The organism is Algoriphagus algorifonticola (genome assembly GCF_007655305.1).
Taxonomy (GTDB): Bacteria; Bacteroidota; Bacteroidia; order Cytophagales; family Cyclobacteriaceae; genus Algoriphagus; species Algoriphagus algorifonticola.
The window spans coordinates 57,490-78,103 of the sequence record NZ_VLOG01000058.1 but is presented as its reverse complement, the minus strand read 5'-3'; the positions used below and the strand labels follow the sequence as shown (position 1 = coordinate 78,103).

Below are 20,614 nucleotides of genomic sequence, written 5' to 3'. Positions count from 1 at the left end.
CAGGAGGAATGCGATTTGGGATCGCTACTTTTATTCAGATTCAATATGGATTTTCTATCCCAAATCAGATAACTCATAAAAATTATCTGGGCTGATTACCTGAAAGCTGGAATTGGTATAGGTTTGGCTGAAAATCTTTGGAAATTTAGATTTGGACTTAGGATTGTATTTGAATTCAAAACAGAAAAACATTCCATCTATTTCTTCGATATAATCGATTTCTTGTTGGTCATACGTTCTCCAAAAGTAAGTATTGACAAACCTTCTGTTGTTTTGATTGTGCTTTAATCGTTCACTGATACAAAAATTTTCCCATAAGCCACCCAAGTCCATCCGTAAATCCAAAGCACTGAAATTCCTAATGATGGCGTTTCGAATTCCCAGATCATAAAAGTAAATTTTTTGGCTTTTATTAATTTCCTTTCTGAGGTTTTTACTAAAAGCGGGTAACCTGAAAATAACAAAAGCTTTTTCCAAAAGATCTAAATAGCGACTAACCGTATGTACATTAGTTCCTGCAATTTGTGCTAGCTCATTCAACGAAGATTCACTCCCAAGCTGCATGGCCAATGCTTTCAAGAGTTTTTGAAGTATTTCTGGCTTTTTAACCGACTCAAACTGGAATATGTCTTTGTATAGGTAATTTGTGCTGATGTCTATTAATTCCTCTATTTTCTCTTCCCCATGTTCCATAACTACCTGAGGATACAAGCCAAAACGAAGGTAGTTTGGTAGCTCGCTTTTGAGTTTTATCAAATCTGAATGCTGATGAATTTCCTGCAAGGAAAAAGGGAGCAATAAAAATTGCCTGGATCTACCAGTTAGGGGCTCAGAGATTTGATTTGAAAGTTCAAAGCTAGATGAACCTGTTGCGACAATTTGGACTGAAGGAAATGTATCCACCATAACTTTAAGGGTTAAGCCAATTTGCGGAATGTGTTGGGCTTCGTCCAGAATAATTAATTTTTTTTTGCTAATGAAATCCTTTAAAAGGATCGAATTGGTGTGTGACAGAAGATCTTGATTTTCTTGCAACTCGCAATTTAAATAGGAGGAATCATCTGGATTGTCTTCCACAAGTTTTTTGACTAGCGTGGTCTTGCCAGTTCTTCTAGCTCCATAGAGAATGATGACCTTTCCCTTAAAGAGCTGTTTTTGAATAAGGGATAGAATTTTTCTTGTGATTTCCATTGCTTATAATGTAAACTTCACAAATTTAGCTAAATACATGAGTATAACTTCATAAATTTAGCTAATTTCTGAAATTGGGAGTTTGGTAATCTCCAAAAAGCTAAACGGGTTGATTGGATTTCTTGCCCTCCAATCAAAAAAAAGCCACTCTCTTTCCGAAAGTGGCTTTTGAAAGTTAATGTACTGTCCTGTTTTTAGACCTTCATGATCTCAGCTTCTTTCTTAGCAAGAAGCTCGTCTATTTTAGTGCTGTATTGATCTGTCAATTTTTGAACTTTCTCTTCAGCTCTCTTTACCTCATCCTCAGAAGCACCTTCTTTTTGCAACTTTCTTAAGGATTCATTGGTGTCTTTTCTTACAGTTCGAATGGAAATTTTTCCATTTTCACACTCATGCTTGGCCTGCTTTACCAAAGTTACTCTTCGTTCCTCTGTTAAAGTCGGGATTGTCAGGATGATGATCTCTCCGTTGTTTTGAGGAGCAAGGCCTAAATCTGAATTAATGATGGCTTTTTCTATTTCACCGATCATATTTCTTTCAAAAGGCTTGATAGCTAAAGTTCTTGCATCTGGCGTGGTGACAGAGGATACCTGGTTCAATGGGGTAGGGGCTCCGTAATACTGAACCAAAATCCCATCCAAAATATTAGGCATTGCCTTTCCAGCACGGATTTTTAATAGTTCTGAAGCAGTATGATCCACTGCTTTTTGCATCAGTTCCTGAGCTTCATCCAGATATAATTCGATTTCTTCCATAGTTTTTACAGTGAAGTGATCAATGTACCGATATTTTCCCCTTTTACTAAACTGCTAAGGTTACCGGCCTTATTCATATCAAATACGATAATTGGTAGATTGTTTTCTTGGCAAAGTGTAAATGCAGTCATGTCCATGACATTGAGGTTTTTTTCATAAACCTCGGAGAAAGAAATGGTTTGATACTTAGTTGCTGTCTTGTCTTTCTCAGGATCTGCGGTGTAAACACCATCGACTCTTGTTCCCTTCAGCACTACGTCCGCTTCGATTTCAATGGCTCTTAAGCTGGCTGTAGAATCAGTGGTAAAATAAGGATTACCAATACCCGCACCGAAAATTACTATCCTGCCTTTTTCAAGGTGACGGATTGCTCTTCTTCTGATAAAGGGTTCGCAGACCGATTCTATTTTAATACCAGACATCAGACGGGTATATAATCCAGCTTGTTCCAATGCACTTTGCAAAGCCATGGCATTGATCAAAGTAGCAAGCATTCCCATGTAATCTCCCTGAACTCGGTCTATCCCCGATTTTTCAGCTTGAACTCCTCTGAAAATATTTCCTCCTCCGATCACAATTGCAATTTCTACTCCCAGCTCTTTTACTTTTTTGATTTCTTGGGTGTACTGCTGCAGCCTGTTGGGATCAATTCCGTAATTCTTTTCTCCCATCAAGGCTTCTCCACTCAGTTTCAGGAGGATGCGTTTATATTTCATTTCTCTAAAGATTTAAAAGGAATGCCCATTTGACTTTGGACACAAAATAACCCGACAAATATAATTTCTTCCGTTCAGAATGCTAATCAAATTTGGATTGAATCTGGGATTAGACAGGAAATCCAAGCAGGATTGATTAGAATGTAATCAGGACCTGATTTTTTTCGACACTCTGTTTTAAGTTTACTTTGATCTCTTTGACAATTCCATCTCCAGGGGATTTGATGGTATTTTCCATCTTCATAGCTTCCAAAATCAAAACCACATCTCCTTTTTTAACCTCATCGCCCGGCTTGACTTTCAAGTCCAGGATCAATCCAGGCATAGGAGCTTTGATGTCTTGAATCCCGGTATTTTCCAGCGCATCCATTCCCAATTCTTCTAATAACAGATCGAATCGGTCTTTTAATTTCAGTTCGACTACCTTTTGGTTCAATTTGATTTGGAGCGTCTTACTTTCACGATCCAGAGCAACCAGCTCTGCCTCAAGGGATTGATGGTTTTTGATAAAATGAATCTTTCGATCTGAAATCCATCGCATATCCCAATCAAAAATTTCATCGTTAACTTTGACGTGTTGATCGGTTTTTTCAACCGAATAGGTCTTGTCCTTAATGATAACTGAAAACATTCCTGCTAATTTAAGCCTTTAATTCTCCCTGAACTTTCAAGTCTCCAAGAGATTTCTCTCCAAATATCCAATAAATGATTACGATGCCAAAGAATATTTTGCAATTCCCTGCCTCATTTTTTTTGATGGCGGGGCTTTTGATTTTTTCAGCCTGTAAAACTTCAGAACCCACAAGCAAAACTTCGGGTCAAAGCTCTCAGGTTTTAAGCCCACCTGTAGAACAAGTCAATGAAGATTCGCTTCAAAACGTGTTGTTAAAGAAACGAAAAGAGCGAGAACTCCTGAGTTATCAGGCAAGTGCTACCCGTAAGGTTGATATCCTACACACAGAATTAGACTTAAGTTTTGATTATCAAAAAACCGCCGTCATTGGAATCGCTAAGATTAGCTTGACTCCTTTTGCAAAAAGTCAAAAAACGGTTACGCTAGATGCAAAGGACTTTGAATTGGGGAAGATCAGCGGAACAACGCGAGGGCAAGAAAGCAATTTGAATTATCGCTATGATCAAAAGCAGATAGAAATCTATCTTCCTGAGACTCTAAATCCCGGCGATACCCTTCTTTTAACTATTGCTTATACGGCATTTCCGGAAAGAAATTCCGGACAGGGTTCGGAGGCTATCACTGATACCAAAGGTTTGTACTTTATTGACCCTATGGACACGATCCCGAGTAAGCCCCGAATGATTTGGACTCAGGGAGAGACAGAACATAATTCGAAGTGGTTTCCCACAATTGATAAGCCTAATGAGCGCTTTACCCAAACAATTCATCTGACAGTGGCTGACTCTTTGGTGACAATTAGTAATGGGATGTTGACCAAACAGACAAAACTGGATAATGGAATGCGAAAGGATACATGGGAGCTTCGTATTTCTCATGCTCCCTATTTGGCTGCCATTGCCGTTGGGGATTTTGGGAAGGTGGAAGCAAAGCATGGTGATTTGCCTTTGGCCTATTATGTGGAGAAAGGATATGAAAAAGGTGCAGAAAAAGTCTTTGCCCATACGCCTGAAATGATAGCCTTTTTTGAAAAAAAATTGGGCGTAATGTTCCCTTGGCCAAAATATGATCAAATTGTAGTAAGAGATTTCGTTTCAGGAGCTATGGAAAATACCACTGCTTCGATTTTTATGGAAGAATTGCGGCTTACTGAGCGGGAAGCCATAGATTCTGAATGGGATTATATCATTGCCCATGAACTCTTTCATCAATGGTTTGGTGACTATGTTACCGCAGAGTCTTGGTCGAATTTGACGCTTAACGAGGCTTTTGCCAATTATTCAGAATACCTCTGGAACGAATATAAAAATGGGAAAGACGAGGCAAAGCTGAAGCTGATCACCGAAAAGGAAACCTATTTTCAGGAGGCCTTGTCAAAAAAAGTCAATTTGATCCGCTTCTATTATGAGGATAATGAGGATATGTTTGATTCTCATAGTTACTCCAAGGGTGGGGTGATTCTGCATATGTTGAGAGATTATGTGGGAGACGAGCTATTCTTTCAATCTTTAAATTACTACCTAACTACTCATGCGCTGAGCAGTGTGGAGGTTCATGATTTAAGATTGGCTTTCGAAAAGACCACCGGAGAGGACTTGAATTGGTTTTTTAATCAGTGGTTTTTGGATAAAGGACATCCTGAATTGGAAGTTGAGGTAGATTATTCCATTCCCGAAAATATTTTAATTAGTGTCAGTCAGAATCAGGACTTGAAAGAGTTCCCTCTTTACAAAATTCCTTTTGAAGTGAGTTGGTACGAGGAGGGCAGCAGGAAAAGCAAACGCTTTGTATTAAATCAGGCTTTCCAGCAATTTGCCTTGGAGAATCAGGCTCCGGTAGGTCAGGTTTATTGGGATGAGGAAAAAAATCTATTGCTCGAAAAAACAATCAAAGTTGATTCAGCATTCATGAGAAAGCAATTTTTGGAGTCTCAGGTTGGAGTTGCTCGCTATGAGGCCTTGGACAGTTTGGTAGCTTGGGAAAATTTTGAAGTCTTACAGGAATTGATGCCAAAAGCGCTTACTGATGAGTTTTGGTCTATTCGTGAATTGTCTCTGAGAATTACACAAAGCCATCCGGAGTGGTTGCTTGATAGTCAGGACTTGGAAGATTTGATTTTTGAAATAGCCGAGGGTGATTCCAGAAATTCTGTTCGGGCAGGGGCTATTGATGTTTTGGGGACTTATGATCCCTTCAAGTATCAGGCTGCGCTTAAGAGATATGTCAACGATGAGTCTTATCTGATTGCGAGTTCTGCCTTGATGGGCTTGGTGGCTTTGGGGGAAGAAGGACCGGGTGATGATTTGATGGAGCGTTTTGCAGGAGAGGATAATTCTAGAATAGTGATCCCAATGGCAGATTATTACCTCAATACTGCTAAAAAAGGAAAAGGAGATTGGTTTGAGCGAAAGGCTAGATCCTTGAAAGGAGAAGGATTGTATTACTTTCTGGGATATTACGCAGAATATTTTGTAACCTTTCCTGAGGAAGGTAGAGATAAAGCCTTGGCATTTCTTTTTGACAAAATGGAAAATAGCAATCAGATATTTGTTCGTTTAGGAGCATTTCAAGGCCTGATGGGTTTTGCAGATGATAAGGATGTAGTGGCCAGAATTAAGAGAATTGCAGCAAAGGAAAGCATGTCTCAGGTGAAAAATTACTATGATTATTTCCTGCAGGCCCTTTCGGATGAAAATTAATTCATTGATTTAGAAAGAATTGGAGCATTTAGGGATAAAATATTTTTAAAAATAAAATCCATGCTTTGAATCTTTCGGAAAAGGCTATAATTTTGCCATCCGTTAAGACATCAAGAGATGAAAAAAACTTGAATTCTTAACGCTAGTTGGGGGAATACCAAAGCGGCCAACTGGGACGGACTGTAAATCCGTTGACTTATGTCTTCACAGGTTCGAATCCTGTTTCCCCCACAAATTGCCTAAATGTGAAATTTTTTCCTAGTTTTGCAGGGCGAAAAAATATTCGGCGTAGCCGGATCGATTAGGGTACCACCTGAGTCGGTTGAATTATTAAAAGCGGGAGTAGCTCAGTTGGTAGAGCGGCAGCCTTCCAAGCTGCAGGTCGCGGGTTCGAGCCTCGTCTCCCGCTCTATGCTTTTCTCTGAAAAGCATCGGGTCATAAGCCGACGTAGCTCAGGGGTAGAGTACTTCCTTGGTAAGGAAGGGGTCACGGGTTCAAATCCCGTCGTTGGCTCATAACGGCTTTAAATTAAATCTAAACATATCTTTAAACTTAAACTGAGGATTTTCACGCATGGCAAAAGCAACATTCGACCGTTCCAAGCCGCACGTTAACATCGGTACGATTGGACACGTAGACCATGGCAAAACAACTTTGACTGCCGCCATTACTACCGTATTGGCAAAAAAAGGTCTTTCTGAACTAAGAGATTTCTCTTCCATTGATAACGCTCCGGAAGAAAAAGAAAGAGGTATTACCATTAATACTTCTCACGTAGAATATCAGACTGAAAACAGACACTACGCACACGTAGACTGTCCAGGTCACGCTGACTACGTTAAAAACATGGTAACTGGTGCTGCCCAGATGGACGGTGCTATCCTAGTGGTAGCCGCAACTGACGGACCAATGCCACAAACTAGAGAGCACATCCTTTTGGCTCGCCAGGTAGGTGTACCTCAATTGGTTGTTTTCATGAACAAAGTGGATATGGTTGATGATCCTGAGCTTCTTGAGCTTGTGGAAATGGAAATCAGAGAGCTGCTTTCTTTCTATGAATTCGACGGAGACAACATTCCAGTTATCGCAGGTTCAGCACTTGGTGCCTTGAACGGTGAGGAGAAGTGGGTTGAAACTGTAATGGAATTGATGAATGCAGTAGATACTTACATTCCTCTTCCTGAAAGAGCGATTGACAAGGATTTCTTGATGCCTGTTGAAGACGTATTCTCGATCACTGGTCGTGGTACTGTAGCAACTGGTAGAATTGAAAGAGGTGTAATTAACTCTGGCGAACCAGTTGATATCATCGGTATGGGTGCAGAAGGACTAAAGTCTACAGTTACTGGTGTAGAGATGTTCCGTAAGATTCTTGACAGAGGTGAAGCTGGGGACAACGTAGGTTTGTTGTTGAGAGGTATTGAAAAATCTCAAATCAAGAGAGGTATGATCATTTGTAAGCCAGGTTCTGTGAAACCTCACGCACACTTCAAAGCTGAAGTTTACGTGCTTTCTAAAGAAGAAGGTGGACGTCATACTCCATTCTTTAACAAGTACAGACCTCAGTTCTACTTAAGAACTACTGACGTAACTGGTGAGATCAAACTTCCAGAAAACGTTGAAATGGTGATGCCTGGTGATAACGTTACTATCGAAGTTAACTTGTTGAATGCTGTTGCATTGGAGAAAGGTCTTCGATTCGCTATCAGAGAAGGTGGTAGAACAGTAGGTGCTGGTCAGGTAACTGAAATTCTAGACTAATCATCTGAATCTTTAATATACAATGCGATCCTGAAGTTTTTTGGGATCGCATTTGTTTCTTAAGAGAGTTATCTCTAATTTTGCGTTCCCATTAGCGGAGCGTTCATTCACACGGGCATAGTTCAATGGCAGAATAGCGGTCTCCAAAACCGTTGATGGGAGTTCGAATCTCTCTGCCCGTGCCAGTAAGTTATTACACTATGAATCTAAAAAACTTTGTCCTCGAATCGTATGATGAGATGAAAAACAAGGTCACTTGGCCTAAGTTTTCATTTCTGCAAAATTCTGCGGTATTGGTGTTGGTAGCATCTTTAATCTTCGCGCTATTTATAGGTGTGATCGATTTGGGATTTGAAAACATCATGACTTGGTTTTATGATTTGTTCTAATTGAATTGACATTACAGAATGGCTGAACATAAATGGTACGTACTCAGAGTAGTAGCGGGACAGGAAAAGAAGACTAAGACTTATCTGGACAATGAGATCCAGAGACAGAAGATTGAAGAATTCATTCCTGAGGTCCTGATTCCTTCTGAGAAAGTATATGAGATGCGTAATGGCAAGAAGCGTGTTCGAGAAAGAAATTTCTTTCCTGGATACGTTTTAGTCAATGCTGATCTCTCCAATGGTGAAGCCAATCACGTAATAACAAGCATTCCGGGCGTCATCGGATTTCTTGGATCAAACCAGGGGGGAGCTTCCAAAACCCCTGAACCATTACGCCAGTCAGAAGTCAACCGTATCTTAGGAAAGGTTGAGGAGATTGATGAGTTTGCCGAGAAGTTAGATACACCATTTATAGTCGGAGAGTCCGTTAAGGTAATGGATGGGCCCTTCAGTGGATTTACCGGGACTATTGAGGAAGTATTTGATGACAAGAAGAAATTGAATGTTATGGTCAAGATCTTCGGTCGAAATACTCCTGTTGAATTAAACTTTATACAAGTAGAAAAACAAGACTAAGCAATGGCTAAGGAAATCACTGGTTATTTAAAACTGCAAGTGAAAGGTGGCCAGGCAAATCCGTCACCTCCAGTTGGTCCGGCTCTTGGTTCCAAGGGTTTGAACATCATGGAGTTCTGTAAGCAATACAATGCACGTACCCAAGATAAAATGGGACAGACGTTGCCAGTATTGATTACTATCTATTCGGACAAGTCTTTTGATTTCGTAGTAAAAACTCCTCCGGCTGCAAATATGCTGTTGGAAGCTGCGAAACTTAAAAGCGGTTCCGCAGAGCCTAACCGTAAGAAGGTAGGATCTGTTACCTGGGATCAGGTAAAAGAGATCGCGGAAGTAAAAATGCCTGACCTGAATGCCTTCAAAGTGGAATCTGCCATGAAAATGGTTGCTGGTACCGCTAGAAGCATGGGAATCACAGTATCTGGTAAAGCCCCTTGGGAAGTATAAATAAACAAAAATGGCTAAGTTAACAAAAAAGCAAAAAGAAGCTCTTTCTAAGTACGACCCAAGCCAAATGTACTCCCTGGAGGCAGCTTCTTCTATCGTGAAGGAAATCACCATGACGAAGTTTGATGCTTCTGTCGATGTAGACGTTCGTTTGGGCGTTGATCCTCGTAAAGCAGATCAAATGGTAAGAGGGGTTGTTGCCCTTCCTCATGGTACAGGTAAAGATATCAAAGTATTGGTACTTTGCACTCCTGATAAAGAAGCAGAAGCTAAAGAAGCAGGTGCAGATTACGTTGGATTGGACGACTACATTGCTAAAATCGAAGGCGGATGGACTGACATTGATGTCATCATCACTATGCCTAACGTAATGGCAAAAGTAGGTAGACTAGGTAGAGTATTGGGACCGAGAGGTCTTATGCCAAATCCTAAAGCAGGAACGGTAACTCTAGAAGTAGGTAAAGCTGTAAAAGAAGTGAAGGCTGGTAAAATCGACTTTAAAGTTGACAAATTCGGTATCATTCACGCGAGCGTAGGTAAGGTGTCTTTCAGCCCTGAAAAAATTCAGGAAAATGTGAGAGAGTTGATCTTAACTATCTCCAAGCTTAAGCCGGCATCTTCTAAGGGAACATATTTCAAGAGTATTTCATTATCCAGTACAATGTCTCCTGGTATCGCAGTGGACAAGGGTAGTATTCAAGGTATATAATCATGACTAGAGACGAAAAGAAAGAAATAATCGACGGTCTTACCGAGAAATTTAGAGAAAACCCTTTCTTCTACATCACAGATGCAGGAGGATTCAGTGTGAAGGAAGTGAACGCTTTCAGAAGAGCATGTTTTGAGAAGGGTGTTGAGTACAAAGTGTACAAAAACACATTGATCAAAAAAGCTTTGGAAAATCTGGATGCAGACTTCTCACAGTTGGATAGTTCATTGAAAGGATTCTCTGGAATTATTTTCTCCAAAGAGACCAGTAACCTGCCAGCAAAAGTGTTGCTGGATTTCAGAAAAAAAATAGGTAAAAAAGAGACGAGACCAAAATTCAAAGGTGCTTCTATTGATACGGATGTTTTCGTAGGAGAAGCAAACCTTGAAATGCTCTCTAATCTTAAATCAAAGCAAGAGTTGTTGGGCGACCTTATCGGTTTGCTACAGTCTCCTGCAATGAACCTCATCTCTGCATTGCAAAGTGGCCAAAACAACATCTCTGGTGTGCTTAAGGCCCTCGAAAGCAGAGAAGAAAAATAATACTTCAATTCAATCACAAATCACGAAAAATTTAAATTAATAATACGATGGCAGATCTTACACAACTTGCAGATCAGTTGGTAAACTTGACTGTAAAAGAGGTTAAAGAATTGACAGATATCCTTAAGGATCAGTACGGAATCGAACCAGCTGCTGCGGCAGTTGCTGTTGCAGGTCCTGCTGCTGGTGGTGCTGACGGTGGCGCTGCAGAAGAAGAGAAGACTTCTTTTGACGTTATCTTGAAGGCAGCTGGTGGTCAGAAACTTGCAGTAGTTAAGCTTGTAAAAGAATTGACTGGACTTGGCTTGAAAGAAGCTAAAGACCTAGTGGATTCTGCTCCTAAAGCTTTGAAAGAAGGTATCGCTAAAGACGAAGCTGAAGGCTTGAAGAAGTCTCTAGAAGAAGCTGGTGCTGAAGTAGAGATCAAATAATTTGGCGAAACCGAACCATCTGGTTTAGGTTTAGCCCTAAGACCTGACTATACAAGTCAGGTCTTTTCCTGTTTATGCACAGGTAAAAAATTGCATTATTTCTTGCGAAAATATTAATATTTCGTTATTTAATTTCACTATAAACATACACTACCTTGGCTATCAAGAATCAAACCGAAAGGAAAAGTTTCTCCTCCATTAAGGTGGTCAAAGACTATCCGGATTTTCTCGATATTCAGTTGCAGTCTTTCAAAGATTTCTTCCAGCTGGATACGCCTGCAGAAAAGCGCCGGGCTGACGGATTATTCAAAGTGTTTTCTGAGAATTTTCCGATCTCTGATTCCAGAGAAAACTTCACTTTGGAATTTATCGATTATGCAGTGGATCCACCTAAATATAGTGTGGGTGAATGTATAGATCGTGGTTTGACCTACTCAGTACCTTTGAAAGCAAAATTAAGATTACTTTGCCATGATGAGGACAATGAGGATTTCGAAACAATCGAACAAGAAGTTTTCTTAGGCAACTTGCCTTACATGACTGAGAAGGGTTCGTTTGTAATCAATGGCGCAGAGCGTGTGATTGTATCTCAATTGCACAGATCACCAGGTGTATTTTTTGCTCAAAGTAAGCACACTAATGGTACGAAATTATACTCTGCCCGTATCATTCCTTTCAAGGGTTCTTGGATTGAGTTTGCTACTGACATCAACAATGTCATGTATGCTTACATCGATCGTAAGAAGAAATTCCCTGTTACTACCTTGCTAAGAGCTATCGGTTACGGTTCAGATAAAGACATTTTGGATTTATTTGGCCTATCTGAAGAAGTATCGGCAACCAAAACTGCTTTGAAAAAAGCCGCAGGCAGAAAATTAGCTGCTAGAGTTTTGAGAACATGGGTTGAAGACTTCGTAGATGAAGATACAGGTGAGGTAGTTTCCATCGATAGAAACGAAGTATTGCTTGAGCGTGATACCGTTTTGACAGATGAGGATATTGAAATGATTTTGGACTCTGGCTCTAAGTCTATCATTCTTCACAGAGAAGATGTAAACATTGCCGATTACTCTATCATCTACAATACACTTCAAAAAGATAATTCTAACTCAGAGAAAGAAGCGGTAGAAGTAATTTACCGTCAATTGAGAAACACTGAAGCTCCTGATGAGGCTACTGCTCGTGAGGTGATTCATTCTCTGTTCTTCTCTGATAAGCGATATGACTTAGGTGAAGTAGGCCGATACAGAATCAATAAAAAATTGGGTCTGGATATCGAAGCTGAAAAAATCGTATTGACCAAAGAGGATATTATTTCCATCGTGAAATATTTGATCGGTTTGATCAACTCTAAAGCAGTAGTCGATGATATTGATCACCTTTCCAATAGAAGAGTAAGAACTGTAGGGGAGCAGCTTTATAGCCAGTTTGGAGTTGGTTTGGCTAGAATGGCCAGAACAATCCGTGAGCGTATGAACGTACGTGACAACGAAGACTTCAAACCAGTTGATTTGATCAACGCTCGTACGCTTTCTTCAGTAATCAACTCTTTCTTCGGTACCAACCAGCTTTCTCAGTTCATGGATCAAACCAATCCATTGGCAGAGTTGACGCACAAGCGTAGACTTTCTGCTTTGGGTCCAGGTGGTCTATCCAGAGAAAGAGCAGGTTTCGAGGTTCGTGACGTTCACTATACACACTATGGTCGTCTTTGTACTATCGAAACTCCGGAAGGTCCAAACATCGGTTTGATTTCTTCTCTTTGCGTTCACGCAAAAGTAAATTCCATGGGATTCCTTGAGACACCTTATAGAAAGGTGAAAGAAGGTAAAGTAGGAATGAAGCAGGAGGATATTGTATTCTTGACTGCAGAAGAAGAAGATGATCATAACATTGCTCAGGCAAATGCTCCTTTGGATGAAAAAGGAACTTTCGTAAATGAGCGAGTAAAAGCAAGATTTGAAGGTGACTTCCCAGTGTTGGAGCCTTCTGAAATCAGCTACATGGACGTTGCTCCAAACCAAATTGTATCTGTTGCGGCATCTTTGATTCCTTTCTTGGAGCATGATGATGCGAACCGTGCATTGATGGGATCCAACATGCAACGCCAGGCAGTTCCATTGTTGAAAGCTGAAGCACCTATCGTAGGTACAGGCTTAGAAGCAAAAGCTGCTATTGACTCCAGATCTTTGATTATTGCAGAGGCTGACGGTGTAGTTGATTATGTAGATGCTAAGAAAATCACCATAAAGTATGACTTGTCAGATGATGAGTTGTTGGTGAATTTCACAGATGAATACAAAACTTACGATCTGATTAAGTTCAGAAGAACCAACCAAGATACTACCATCAACTTGACTCCTTTAGTTTTGAAGGGGCAGAGAATTGAAAAAGGTCAGGTATTGGTGGAAGGTTACTCTACCAACAATGGTGAGTTGGCCTTGGGTAAAAACTTGAAAGTTGCCTACATGCCTTGGCAAGGATACAACTTCGAGGATGCGATTGTAATTTCTGAACGAGTAGTTCGTGAAGATATCTTTACTTCCATCCACGTTGAAGAATTCCAGCTAGAGGTAAGAGATACTAAGCGTGGAGAAGAGGAATTAACTTCTGAAATCCCTAACGTTTCTGAAGATGCAGTGAAGCATTTGGACGAAAACGGTATCATCGCAGTAGGTGCTGAAGTAAAAGAAGGAGATATCATTATTGGTAAGATTACTCCAAAAGGTGAAACTGATCCAACTCCTGAAGAGAAATTGCTAAGAGCAATCTTCGGTGATAAAGCTGGTGATGTGAAAGATGCTTCTTTGAAAGCTTCTCCATCCTTGAATGGTGTGGTAATCGAAACCAAATTGTTCTCCAGACCTAAGAAGGACAAAGACAATAGAGCAAAAGCTAAGGCAGAGGTTGAAAAACTGAAGGCCAAGTATTCCAAAGATCTTTTGGGCATCAGAGCCAGAATGATCAATAAGTTGGTAACTATATTGGATGGCAAGACTTCCTTGGGCGTGAAGCATAAGTTTGGTGATGAAATCATCTCCAAAGGAATGAAGTTCAACGCGAAGAACATTGAAAACAACTTATTCCCTGCTAAGAACCCTTACAGAGATGAGTCTAATTACAATGTTCCTGAAGAGGCGAATTTGATTTCTGATATCATCTTGGATGATTGGACTGATGATGCACACACTAACAATCTGATTGTTCAGCTAGTGAAAAACTACACTAACTCAAGAAATGAGATCAGTGGTAGATTCAAGAGAGAAAGATTCACTTTGGAAGTTGGAGACGAATTACCAGCAGGTATCGTTCAGCTTGCAAAGGTTTACATCGCTAAGAAGCGTAAGCTGAAAGTGGGTGATAAGATGGCTGGTCGTCACGGTAACAAAGGTATTGTTGCCAGAATCGTAAGAGACGAAGACATGCCTTTCTTGGAAGACGGAACTCCAATGGATATCGTTTTGAACCCACTGGGTGTACCTTCTCGAATGAACATCGGACAGATTTTCGAAACAGTATTGGCTTGGGCCGGACAAAAATTAGGTAAGAAATATGCTACTCCGATCTTCGATGGTGCTTCTATGGAGGAAGTATCCGCTGAACTCGAGGCTGCGGGAGTTCCTGCTTATGGACGTACTTATCTTTACGACGGTTTGTCGGGTGTAAGATTCGATCAGCCTGTGACTGTAGGTGTAGCTTACATGCTGAAGCTTGGTCACTTGGTAGATGATAAGATGCACGCAAGATCTATCGGACCTTACTCTTTGATTACTCAGCAGCCATTGGGTGGTAAAGCCCAGTTTGGTGGTCAGAGATTCGGAGAGATGGAGGTTTGGGCTCTTGAAGCATTCGGTGCATCTCACGTACTTCAGGAAATCCTGACAGTAAAATCTGATGACGTAATCGGTAGAGCAAAAGCTTACGAAGCAATTGTGAAGGGCGAAAACCTTCCTAAGCCTAACATCCCTGAATCATTCAACGTATTGGTTCATGAACTGAGAGGCTTGGCTCTTGAAATTACCTTAGATTAAATTGGCTCAATAGGGCAGGTCAAACTGCCCTTCATATATCTTTCAAAAAACTATGGCGTTCAGAAAAAACAAAAAACTAAACAATGACTTTTCGAGAGTCACCATCAGTTTGGCTTCCCCGGAATCTATTCTGGATAGTTCAAATGGAGAGGTGACCCAGCCAGAGACTATCAATTACAGAACTTACAAGCCAGAAATGGGTGGTTTGTTTTGTGAGAGAATCTTTGGTCCAGTGAAAGACTGGGAGTGTCATTGTGGTAAATATAAGCGCATCAGATATAAAGGCATCATCTGCGACCGTTGTGGGGTAGAGGTGACTGAAAAGAAAGTACGTCGTGAGCGAATGGGCCACATTGAGTTGGTGGTTCCAGTAGCACACATTTGGTACTTTAAATCTTTGCCTAACAAGATTGGTTACTTGTTGGGTCTTCCTACCAAAAAGTTGGATCAAATCGTTTATTATGAGCGATATGCAGTTGTTCAGCCAGGTATAAAAGCTGAAGATGGAATTCAATACCTAGACTTCTTAACTGAAGATGAGTATTTGGATATCATGGATAAGCTTCCTAAGGAAAATCATATGCTAGATGATGACGACCCAAATAAATTCATCGCCAAAATGGGTGCTGAAGCTTTGGAAATGTTGTTGGCTAGATTGGACTTGGATGATCTTTCTTATTCTCTTCGTCACCAAGCAGCTACAGATACCTCTCAGCAGCGTAAGGCAGAAGCCTTGAAGCGTTTGAAGGTAGTAGAAGCATTCCGTGATGCAAGAACAAGAATTGAAAACCGTCCTGAGTGGATGGTGGTAAGAATGGTTCCTGTTATTCCACCGGAATTACGTCCATTGGTGCCATTGGATGGTGGTAGATTCGCTACTTCTGACTTGAATGACTTGTACAGAAGAGTAATCATCAGAAACAACCGTCTGAAGAGATTGATAGACATCAAAGCTCCAGAAGTAATCTTGAGAAACGAAAAGCGTATGTTGCAGGAAGCTGTAGATTCTCTTTTCGATAACTCCAGAAAAGTAAATGCGGTAAGATCTGATGGAAACAGAGCATTGAAATCCCTTTCTGATATGTTGAAAGGTAAGCAAGGTCGTTTCCGTCAAAACTTGCTCGGTAAGCGTGTGGATTACTCCGGTCGTTCTGTGATCGTAGTAGGACCAGAATTGAAGCTTCACGAGTGCGGTCTTCCTAAAAATATGGCTGCTGAACTTTTCAAACCTTTTATCATCAGAAAATTGATCGAGAGAGGTATTGTGAAGACAGTAAAATCAGCCAAGAAAATTGTGGATCGTAAAGATCCAGTGGTTTGGGATATTTTGGAAAACGTATTGAAAGGACACCCTGTTCTTTTGAACCGTGCCCCAACTCTTCACAGATTGGGTATCCAGGCATTCCAGCCAAAATTGATCGAAGGAAAAGCGATTCAATTGCACCCATTAGTGTGTACAGCATTCAACGCTGACTTTGACGGTGACCAGATGGCGGTTCACGTACCACTTGGACATGAAGCTATTTTGGAAGCCTCTACATTGATGCTTTCTTCTCATAATATCCTAAACCCTGCCAACGGAGCGCCGATTACGGTTCCTTCTCAAGACATGGTATTGGGTCTATATTATGTGACTAAAGGCAAGAAGTCTACTCCAGAGGAGCCAGTTCCTGGTGAAGGAATGACTTTCTACAGTCAAGAGGAAGTTATTATTGCTTTGAATGAAGGACAGATTTCCAAGCATGCAAATATCAAATGTAAAGTTCCTGTAAGAGGTGAGGATGGCGAAATTACCAACCAAATCATTGAAACAGTTGCGGGTCGTTTGATTTTCAACCAGTTTGTTCCGGCTGAAGTAGGATATGTAAATGAGCTTTTGACTAAGAAAAAGCTTCAGCAGATTATTGCTCAAGTAGTGAAAGTTTGTGGTATTGCACGTACTGCTCAGTTCTTGGATGATATCAAGCACTTAGGATTCCAAATGGCTTACCAAGGTGGTTTGTCCATGGGTCTCAATGATGTAATCATTCCTGAAGAAAAAGAGCCAATGATCGCCAAAGCGAAAGAAGAGGTAGATCAGGTTTGGAACAACTACTTGATGGGTCTGATCACAGACAACGAAAGATATAACCAAGTAATTGATATTTGGACTCGAACCAACTCTCATTTGACTAATAATCTGATGAAGAAGATGGAGGAGGACAAGCAAGGATTCAATGCTATCTATATGATGATGCACTCTGGAGCTAGAGGTTCTAGGGAGCAAATTCGACAGTTGGGTGGTATGAGAGGTCTGATGGCTAAGCCTCAGAAAAACTTACAAGGTTCAGTAGGTGAAATCATTGAAAACCCAATCCTTTCCAACTTTAAAGAAGGTTTGGACGTACTTGAGTACTTCATCTCTACTCACGGTGCACGTAAGGGTCTTGCAGATACAGCTTTGAAAACTGCCGATGCGGGTTATTTGACTCGTCGTTTGGTTGACGTAGCTCAAGACATGATCGTCACTGAAGAAGATTGCGGTACTTTAAGAGGTTTGGTTGTTCAGCCATTGAAAGACAACGACGAAATCGTTGAGCCACTTTCTGAAAGAATCTTGGGTAGAGTATCAGTACATGATGTCTATGATCCACTAACGGATGAATTGATCGTTCCTGCAGGAGTTGAAATCGACGACGAAATTGCGAAGAGAGTAGATGAGTCAGCTGTTGAAGAAGTTGAGATAAGATCTGTCTTGACTTGCGAAACCAGAAGAGGTGTTTGTTCTAAATGCTACGGACGTAACTTGGCTACCGGTAATATGGTACAGGCAGGTGAGTCAGTAGGGGTTATTGCAGCGCAGTCTATCGGTGAGCCAGGCACACAGTTGACGCTAAGAACGTTCCACGTAGGGGGTACTGCTTCCAACATGGCTGTTGAGGCCAGCATCAATGCTAAATTTGAAGGTGTTGTAGAATTCGATGAGGAATTAAGACTGATCGAAACTACCAACAAAGACGGTGAACCTGTTACAGTAGTAATGGGAAGATCCGGAGAAATAAAAATCAATGATGTGAAATCCGGTAAGACTTTGGTTTCAAACCACGTGCCTTACGGAGCATTATTGAACGTGAAGGATGGTCAGAAAATCGCTAAAGGTGATTCTCTATGTACTTGGGATCCATACAACGCCGTAATTCTTTCTGAATTCGACGGTAAAGTAGACTTTGAGTCTATCGTAGAGGGTGTCACTTACAAAGAAGTTGCCGATGATCAGACTGGATTCCGTGAAAAAGTAATCATCGATACCAAAGACAGAACCAAGAACCCTGCAATTATTGTAGACTATGGAGAAGATTCCAAAGCATACAATATTCCGGTAGGAGCTCACTTGGCTGTTGAAATTGGAGATAAAGTAAAATCTGGACAGGTATTGGTAAAAATCCCAAGATCTGTAGGTAAGACAAGAGATATTACCGGTGGTCTTCCAAGAGTAACTGAATTGTTCGAGGCACGTAACCCATCCAATCCGGCTGTGGTTTCTGAAATCGACGGTGTAGTAACTTACGGTGGAATCAAGAGAGGTAACAGAGAAATTATCATCGAGTCTAAGGATGGGGTGATTAAGAAGTACATGGTATCTCTTTCCAAGCATATCTTGGTTCAGGAAAATGACTTCATCCGTGCGGGTGAGCCATTGTCAGATGGAGCAATTACTCCAAATGATATCCTATCCATTAAAGGACCAACTGCCGTTCAGGAGTATTTGGTAAATGAAATTCAGGAAGTTTACAGACTTCAGGGTGTGAAGATCAACGATAAGCATATTGAGGTGATTGTATCTCAGATGATGCAGAAAGTTGAAATTCTTGATGCTGGAGATACTGGATTCTTGCAAGGACAGGTAGTGGATAAGTGGGCTTTCCGTGAGGAAAATGACAATATCCTAGATAAGAAAGTGGTGATGGATGCTGGAGATTCTAGCACATTGAAGCCAGGTATGATTATTTCTTCAAGAAGACTGAGAGATGAAAACTCCAGCTTGAAGCGTAAAGACCTGAAATTGGTACAGGTGAGAGATGCTGAAACTGCGGTTTCTGCTCCTACACTTCAAGGTATCACAGCAGCTTCTTTGGGTACAGAATCATTTATTTCAGCAGCTTCCTTCCAGGAAACTACCAAAGTACTTTCTGAAGCAGCTATCAGAGGTAAGAGAGATGAGCTACTTGGATTGAAAGAAAACGTGATCGTAGGTCACCTAATTCCGGCCGGTACAGGTCAGAGAAGGTTGCAAAACTTGATCGTTGGATCTCAGGAAGAGTATGATAAGCTTTCTGAAAACATGGAAAAATCCACTCGCAGATCTAGCGAAGCGATTTTATAATACATAGTGAGTTTATAAATGAAAAGGCCTGTATGCGTACAGGCCTTTTTTAATCCCAACAAAATGAGTGACGAAAAAGGACAAAACAGACCAGATCAACAGATCAATGTAGAGCTTTCAGAAGAAGTTGCTGAAGGAGTATATTCTAATTTGGCTATGATTGCCCATTCCAATTCAGAGTTCGTGATTGACTTTATCCGTTTGATGCCGGGAGTACCCAAGGCGAAGGTGAAGTCAAGAATTATTGTGACTCCGGATCATGCCAAAAGATTATTGGCAGCATTGAAGGATAATATAGAAAAGTATGAGGCTGCATTTGGTAAAATCAACCAAAATGGAGGTGCTCCGGAGTTCCCGATCACCTTTGGCACGCCTGGGGAGGCATAACAAAAATATAACTGCTTAATTTTGTTTGTCTTATTACTTTTTCTACCTTTGCAGTCCAAAATTTAACAGTTTACAGGAAAACTAAATTTTATCAGTTAATGCCTACTATTCAACAGTTAGTAAGAAAAGGTAGAACAACGCTGGAAACCAAATCTAAATCAAGAGCTTTGGACGCTTGTCCTCAGCGAAGAGGGGTTTGTACCAGAGTGTACACTACTACCCCTAAAAAGCCTAACTCAGCTATGAGAAAGGTGGCAAGGGTGAGATTGACAAATGGAAAAGAAGTGAACGCTTACATTCCAGGTGAAGGTCACAATTTGCAAGAGCACTCAATCGTATTGATTAGAGGTGGTCGTGTGAAGGATCTACCAGGTGTAAGATATCACATCATCCGCGGTGCATTGGATACTGCAGGAGTAAAAGACCGTAAGCAAGGTCGCTCCAAGTACGGTGCTAAAAGACCTAAGGCTGCTGCAGCCAAAAAGTAATTTATTTAATGTTTAAGAAGAAATGAGAAAAGCGAAACCAAAGAAGAGATATATTCTTCCTGATCCAAAGTTCAATGATACCTTGGTTACCAAGTTTGTGAACTGTCTGATGGTAGATGGGAAGAAGAGTATTGCTTACAAGATTTTCTACGACGCAGTAGAAAAGGTAGAATCCAAAGTAGGTGAGAATGGTCTTGAAGTTTGGAAAAAAGCGCTTAACAATATTGCTCCATCCGTAGAGGTGAAGAGTCGTAGAGTTGGTGGTGCTACATTCCAAGTTCCAATGGAAGTCCGACCTGAAAGAAAGATGGCCCTTGGAATCAAGTGGATGATCAACTATGCTCGAAAAAGAGGTGAGAAAACCATGATGGATAGACTTGCTGGCGAAATCATCGCTGCTGCAAAAGGCGAAGGCGCTGCAGTAAAGAAGAAAGATGATACGCACAGAATGGCAGAAGCCAACAAAGCATTCTCTCACTTTAGATTTTAATTAG

17 protein-coding genes and 4 tRNA genes are annotated in these 20,614 nt (G+C 40.9%); 17 read left to right on the top strand and 4 right to left on the bottom strand.

Going from position 1 to position 20,614, the window contains the following annotated elements; translation table 11 throughout:
- Window positions 1–54: 54 nt before the first annotated feature.
- The 4 genes from FL972_RS16095 to FL972_RS16080 all read right to left on the bottom strand — a co-directional run bounded on the left by FL972_RS16095 (window position 55) and on the right by FL972_RS16080 (window position 3,293).
- Complete coding sequence (locus tag FL972_RS16095; RefSeq protein ID WP_144606856.1) at window positions 55–1,191, bottom strand: ATP-binding protein; 1,137 nt, start codon at window positions 1,189–1,191, stop codon at window positions 55–57.
- Window positions 1,192–1,385: 194 nt separating this feature from the next.
- Window positions 1,386–1,946: a ribosome recycling factor gene (gene frr, locus FL972_RS16090; RefSeq protein ID WP_144606854.1), complete on the bottom strand. Its 561-nt coding sequence runs from the start codon at window positions 1,944–1,946 to the stop codon at window positions 1,386–1,388.
- Between the two features lie 5 nt (window positions 1,947–1,951).
- Window positions 1,952–2,662: a UMP kinase gene (pyrH, locus tag FL972_RS16085; protein WP_091652781.1), complete on the bottom strand. Its 711-nt coding sequence runs from the start codon at window positions 2,660–2,662 to the stop codon at window positions 1,952–1,954.
- Between the two features lie 136 nt (window positions 2,663–2,798).
- On the bottom strand, window positions 2,799–3,293 hold the full coding sequence (locus tag FL972_RS16080) for an acetyl-CoA carboxylase biotin carboxyl carrier protein subunit (protein WP_091652784.1): 495 nt from the start codon (window positions 3,291–3,293) through the stop codon (window positions 2,799–2,801).
- A 74-nt stretch (window positions 3,294–3,367) separates the two neighbouring features.
- On the opposite strand from FL972_RS16080, the gene FL972_RS16075 reads away from it, so the two are divergent.
- From FL972_RS16075 to rpsG, 17 genes are all read left to right on the top strand, one after another.
- A complete protein-coding gene (locus FL972_RS16075) occupies window positions 3,368–5,995 on the top strand; it encodes a M1 family metallopeptidase (protein ID WP_144606852.1) in 2,628 nt (875 codons plus the stop codon).
- Between the two features lie 148 nt (window positions 5,996–6,143).
- Window positions 6,144–6,226, top strand: a tRNA-Tyr gene (locus FL972_RS16070).
- A 105-nt stretch (window positions 6,227–6,331) separates the two neighbouring features.
- Window positions 6,332–6,404 (top strand) — tRNA-Gly (locus tag FL972_RS16065).
- Window positions 6,405–6,437: 33 nt separating this feature from the next.
- Window positions 6,438–6,509 (top strand) — tRNA-Thr (locus FL972_RS16060).
- Window positions 6,510–6,569: 60 nt separating this feature from the next.
- On the top strand, window positions 6,570–7,757 hold the full coding sequence (tuf, locus tag FL972_RS16055) for an elongation factor Tu (protein ID WP_144606850.1): 1,188 nt from the start codon (window positions 6,570–6,572) through the stop codon (window positions 7,755–7,757).
- Between the two features lie 111 nt (window positions 7,758–7,868).
- Window positions 7,869–7,942, top strand: a tRNA-Trp gene (locus FL972_RS16050).
- Between the two features lie 15 nt (window positions 7,943–7,957).
- The gene (gene secE / locus FL972_RS16045) at window positions 7,958–8,146 is read left to right on the top strand and encodes a preprotein translocase subunit SecE (protein ID WP_091652792.1); all 189 of its coding nucleotides are present in this window, start codon (window positions 7,958–7,960) and stop codon (window positions 8,144–8,146) included.
- A gap of 18 nt (window positions 8,147–8,164) precedes the next feature.
- Window positions 8,165–8,722: a transcription termination/antitermination protein NusG gene (gene nusG, locus FL972_RS16040; protein WP_091652794.1), complete on the top strand. Its 558-nt coding sequence runs from the start codon at window positions 8,165–8,167 to the stop codon at window positions 8,720–8,722.
- Between the two features lie 3 nt (window positions 8,723–8,725).
- A complete protein-coding gene (rplK, locus tag FL972_RS16035; RefSeq protein ID WP_091652797.1) occupies window positions 8,726–9,169 on the top strand; it encodes a 50S ribosomal protein L11 in 444 nt (147 codons plus the stop codon).
- A gap of 10 nt (window positions 9,170–9,179) precedes the next feature.
- Window positions 9,180–9,878, top strand: coding sequence for a 50S ribosomal protein L1 (rplA, locus tag FL972_RS16030; RefSeq protein WP_091652800.1), 699 nt, complete (start codon window positions 9,180–9,182; stop codon window positions 9,876–9,878).
- Between the two features lie 2 nt (window positions 9,879–9,880).
- On the top strand, window positions 9,881–10,420 hold the full coding sequence (rplJ, locus tag FL972_RS16025; protein ID WP_144606849.1) for a 50S ribosomal protein L10: 540 nt from the start codon (window positions 9,881–9,883) through the stop codon (window positions 10,418–10,420).
- A gap of 47 nt (window positions 10,421–10,467) precedes the next feature.
- The gene (rplL, locus tag FL972_RS16020; protein ID WP_091652805.1) at window positions 10,468–10,851 is read left to right on the top strand and encodes a 50S ribosomal protein L7/L12; all 384 of its coding nucleotides are present in this window, start codon (window positions 10,468–10,470) and stop codon (window positions 10,849–10,851) included.
- A 155-nt stretch (window positions 10,852–11,006) separates the two neighbouring features.
- On the top strand, window positions 11,007–14,882 hold the full coding sequence (gene rpoB, locus FL972_RS16015; protein ID WP_144606846.1) for a DNA-directed RNA polymerase subunit beta: 3,876 nt from the start codon (window positions 11,007–11,009) through the stop codon (window positions 14,880–14,882).
- 52 nt (window positions 14,883–14,934) lie between these two features.
- Window positions 14,935–19,245 (top strand): DNA-directed RNA polymerase subunit beta', encoded by a 4,311-nt coding sequence (rpoC, locus tag FL972_RS16010; protein WP_144606844.1) that lies wholly within the window; start codon window positions 14,935–14,937, stop codon window positions 19,243–19,245.
- 63 nt (window positions 19,246–19,308) lie between these two features.
- Window positions 19,309–19,632 (top strand): DUF3467 domain-containing protein, encoded by a 324-nt coding sequence (locus FL972_RS16005; protein ID WP_091652813.1) that lies wholly within the window; start codon window positions 19,309–19,311, stop codon window positions 19,630–19,632.
- Window positions 19,633–19,730: 98 nt separating this feature from the next.
- Complete coding sequence (gene rpsL / locus FL972_RS16000) at window positions 19,731–20,120, top strand: 30S ribosomal protein S12 (RefSeq protein ID WP_009034221.1); 390 nt, start codon at window positions 19,731–19,733, stop codon at window positions 20,118–20,120.
- A 22-nt stretch (window positions 20,121–20,142) separates the two neighbouring features.
- Complete coding sequence (gene rpsG / locus FL972_RS15995) at window positions 20,143–20,610, top strand: 30S ribosomal protein S7 (RefSeq protein WP_091652815.1); 468 nt, start codon at window positions 20,143–20,145, stop codon at window positions 20,608–20,610.
- The last annotated feature ends 4 nt before the right edge of the window (window positions 20,611–20,614 follow it).

Bases quoted from the DNA above. Each gene is read 5' to 3' on its own strand.
- FL972_RS16005 (WP_091652813.1), top strand. From the start codon at position 19,309: ATGAGTGACGAAAAAGGACAAAACAGACCAGATCAACAGATCAATGTA.
- rpoC (WP_144606844.1), top strand. From the start codon at position 14,935: ATGGCGTTCAGAAAAAACAAAAAACTAAACAATGACTTTTCGAGAGTC.
- rplK (WP_091652797.1), top strand. From the start codon at position 8,726: ATGGCTAAGGAAATCACTGGTTATTTAAAACTGCAAGTGAAAGGTGGC.
- nusG (WP_091652794.1), top strand. From the start codon at position 8,165: ATGGCTGAACATAAATGGTACGTACTCAGAGTAGTAGCGGGACAGGAA.
- rplA (WP_091652800.1), top strand. From the start codon at position 9,180: ATGGCTAAGTTAACAAAAAAGCAAAAAGAAGCTCTTTCTAAGTACGAC.
- tuf (WP_144606850.1), top strand. From the start codon at position 6,570: ATGGCAAAAGCAACATTCGACCGTTCCAAGCCGCACGTTAACATCGGT.
- secE (WP_091652792.1), top strand. From the start codon at position 7,958: ATGAATCTAAAAAACTTTGTCCTCGAATCGTATGATGAGATGAAAAAC.
- frr (WP_144606854.1), bottom strand. From the start codon at position 1,946: ATGGAAGAAATCGAATTATATCTGGATGAAGCTCAGGAACTGATGCAA.
- rplL (WP_091652805.1), top strand. From the start codon at position 10,468: ATGGCAGATCTTACACAACTTGCAGATCAGTTGGTAAACTTGACTGTA.
- FL972_RS16095 (WP_144606856.1), bottom strand. From the start codon at position 1,191: ATGGAAATCACAAGAAAAATTCTATCCCTTATTCAAAAACAGCTCTTT.
- rpsG (WP_091652815.1), top strand. From the start codon at position 20,143: ATGAGAAAAGCGAAACCAAAGAAGAGATATATTCTTCCTGATCCAAAG.
- rplJ (WP_144606849.1), top strand. From the start codon at position 9,881: ATGACTAGAGACGAAAAGAAAGAAATAATCGACGGTCTTACCGAGAAA.
- rpsL (WP_009034221.1), top strand. From the start codon at position 19,731: ATGCCTACTATTCAACAGTTAGTAAGAAAAGGTAGAACAACGCTGGAA.
- FL972_RS16075 (WP_144606852.1), top strand. From the start codon at position 3,368: ATGATTACGATGCCAAAGAATATTTTGCAATTCCCTGCCTCATTTTTT.
- pyrH (WP_091652781.1), bottom strand. From the start codon at position 2,662: ATGAAATATAAACGCATCCTCCTGAAACTGAGTGGAGAAGCCTTGATG.
- FL972_RS16080 (WP_091652784.1), bottom strand. From the start codon at position 3,293: ATGTTTTCAGTTATCATTAAGGACAAGACCTATTCGGTTGAAAAAACC.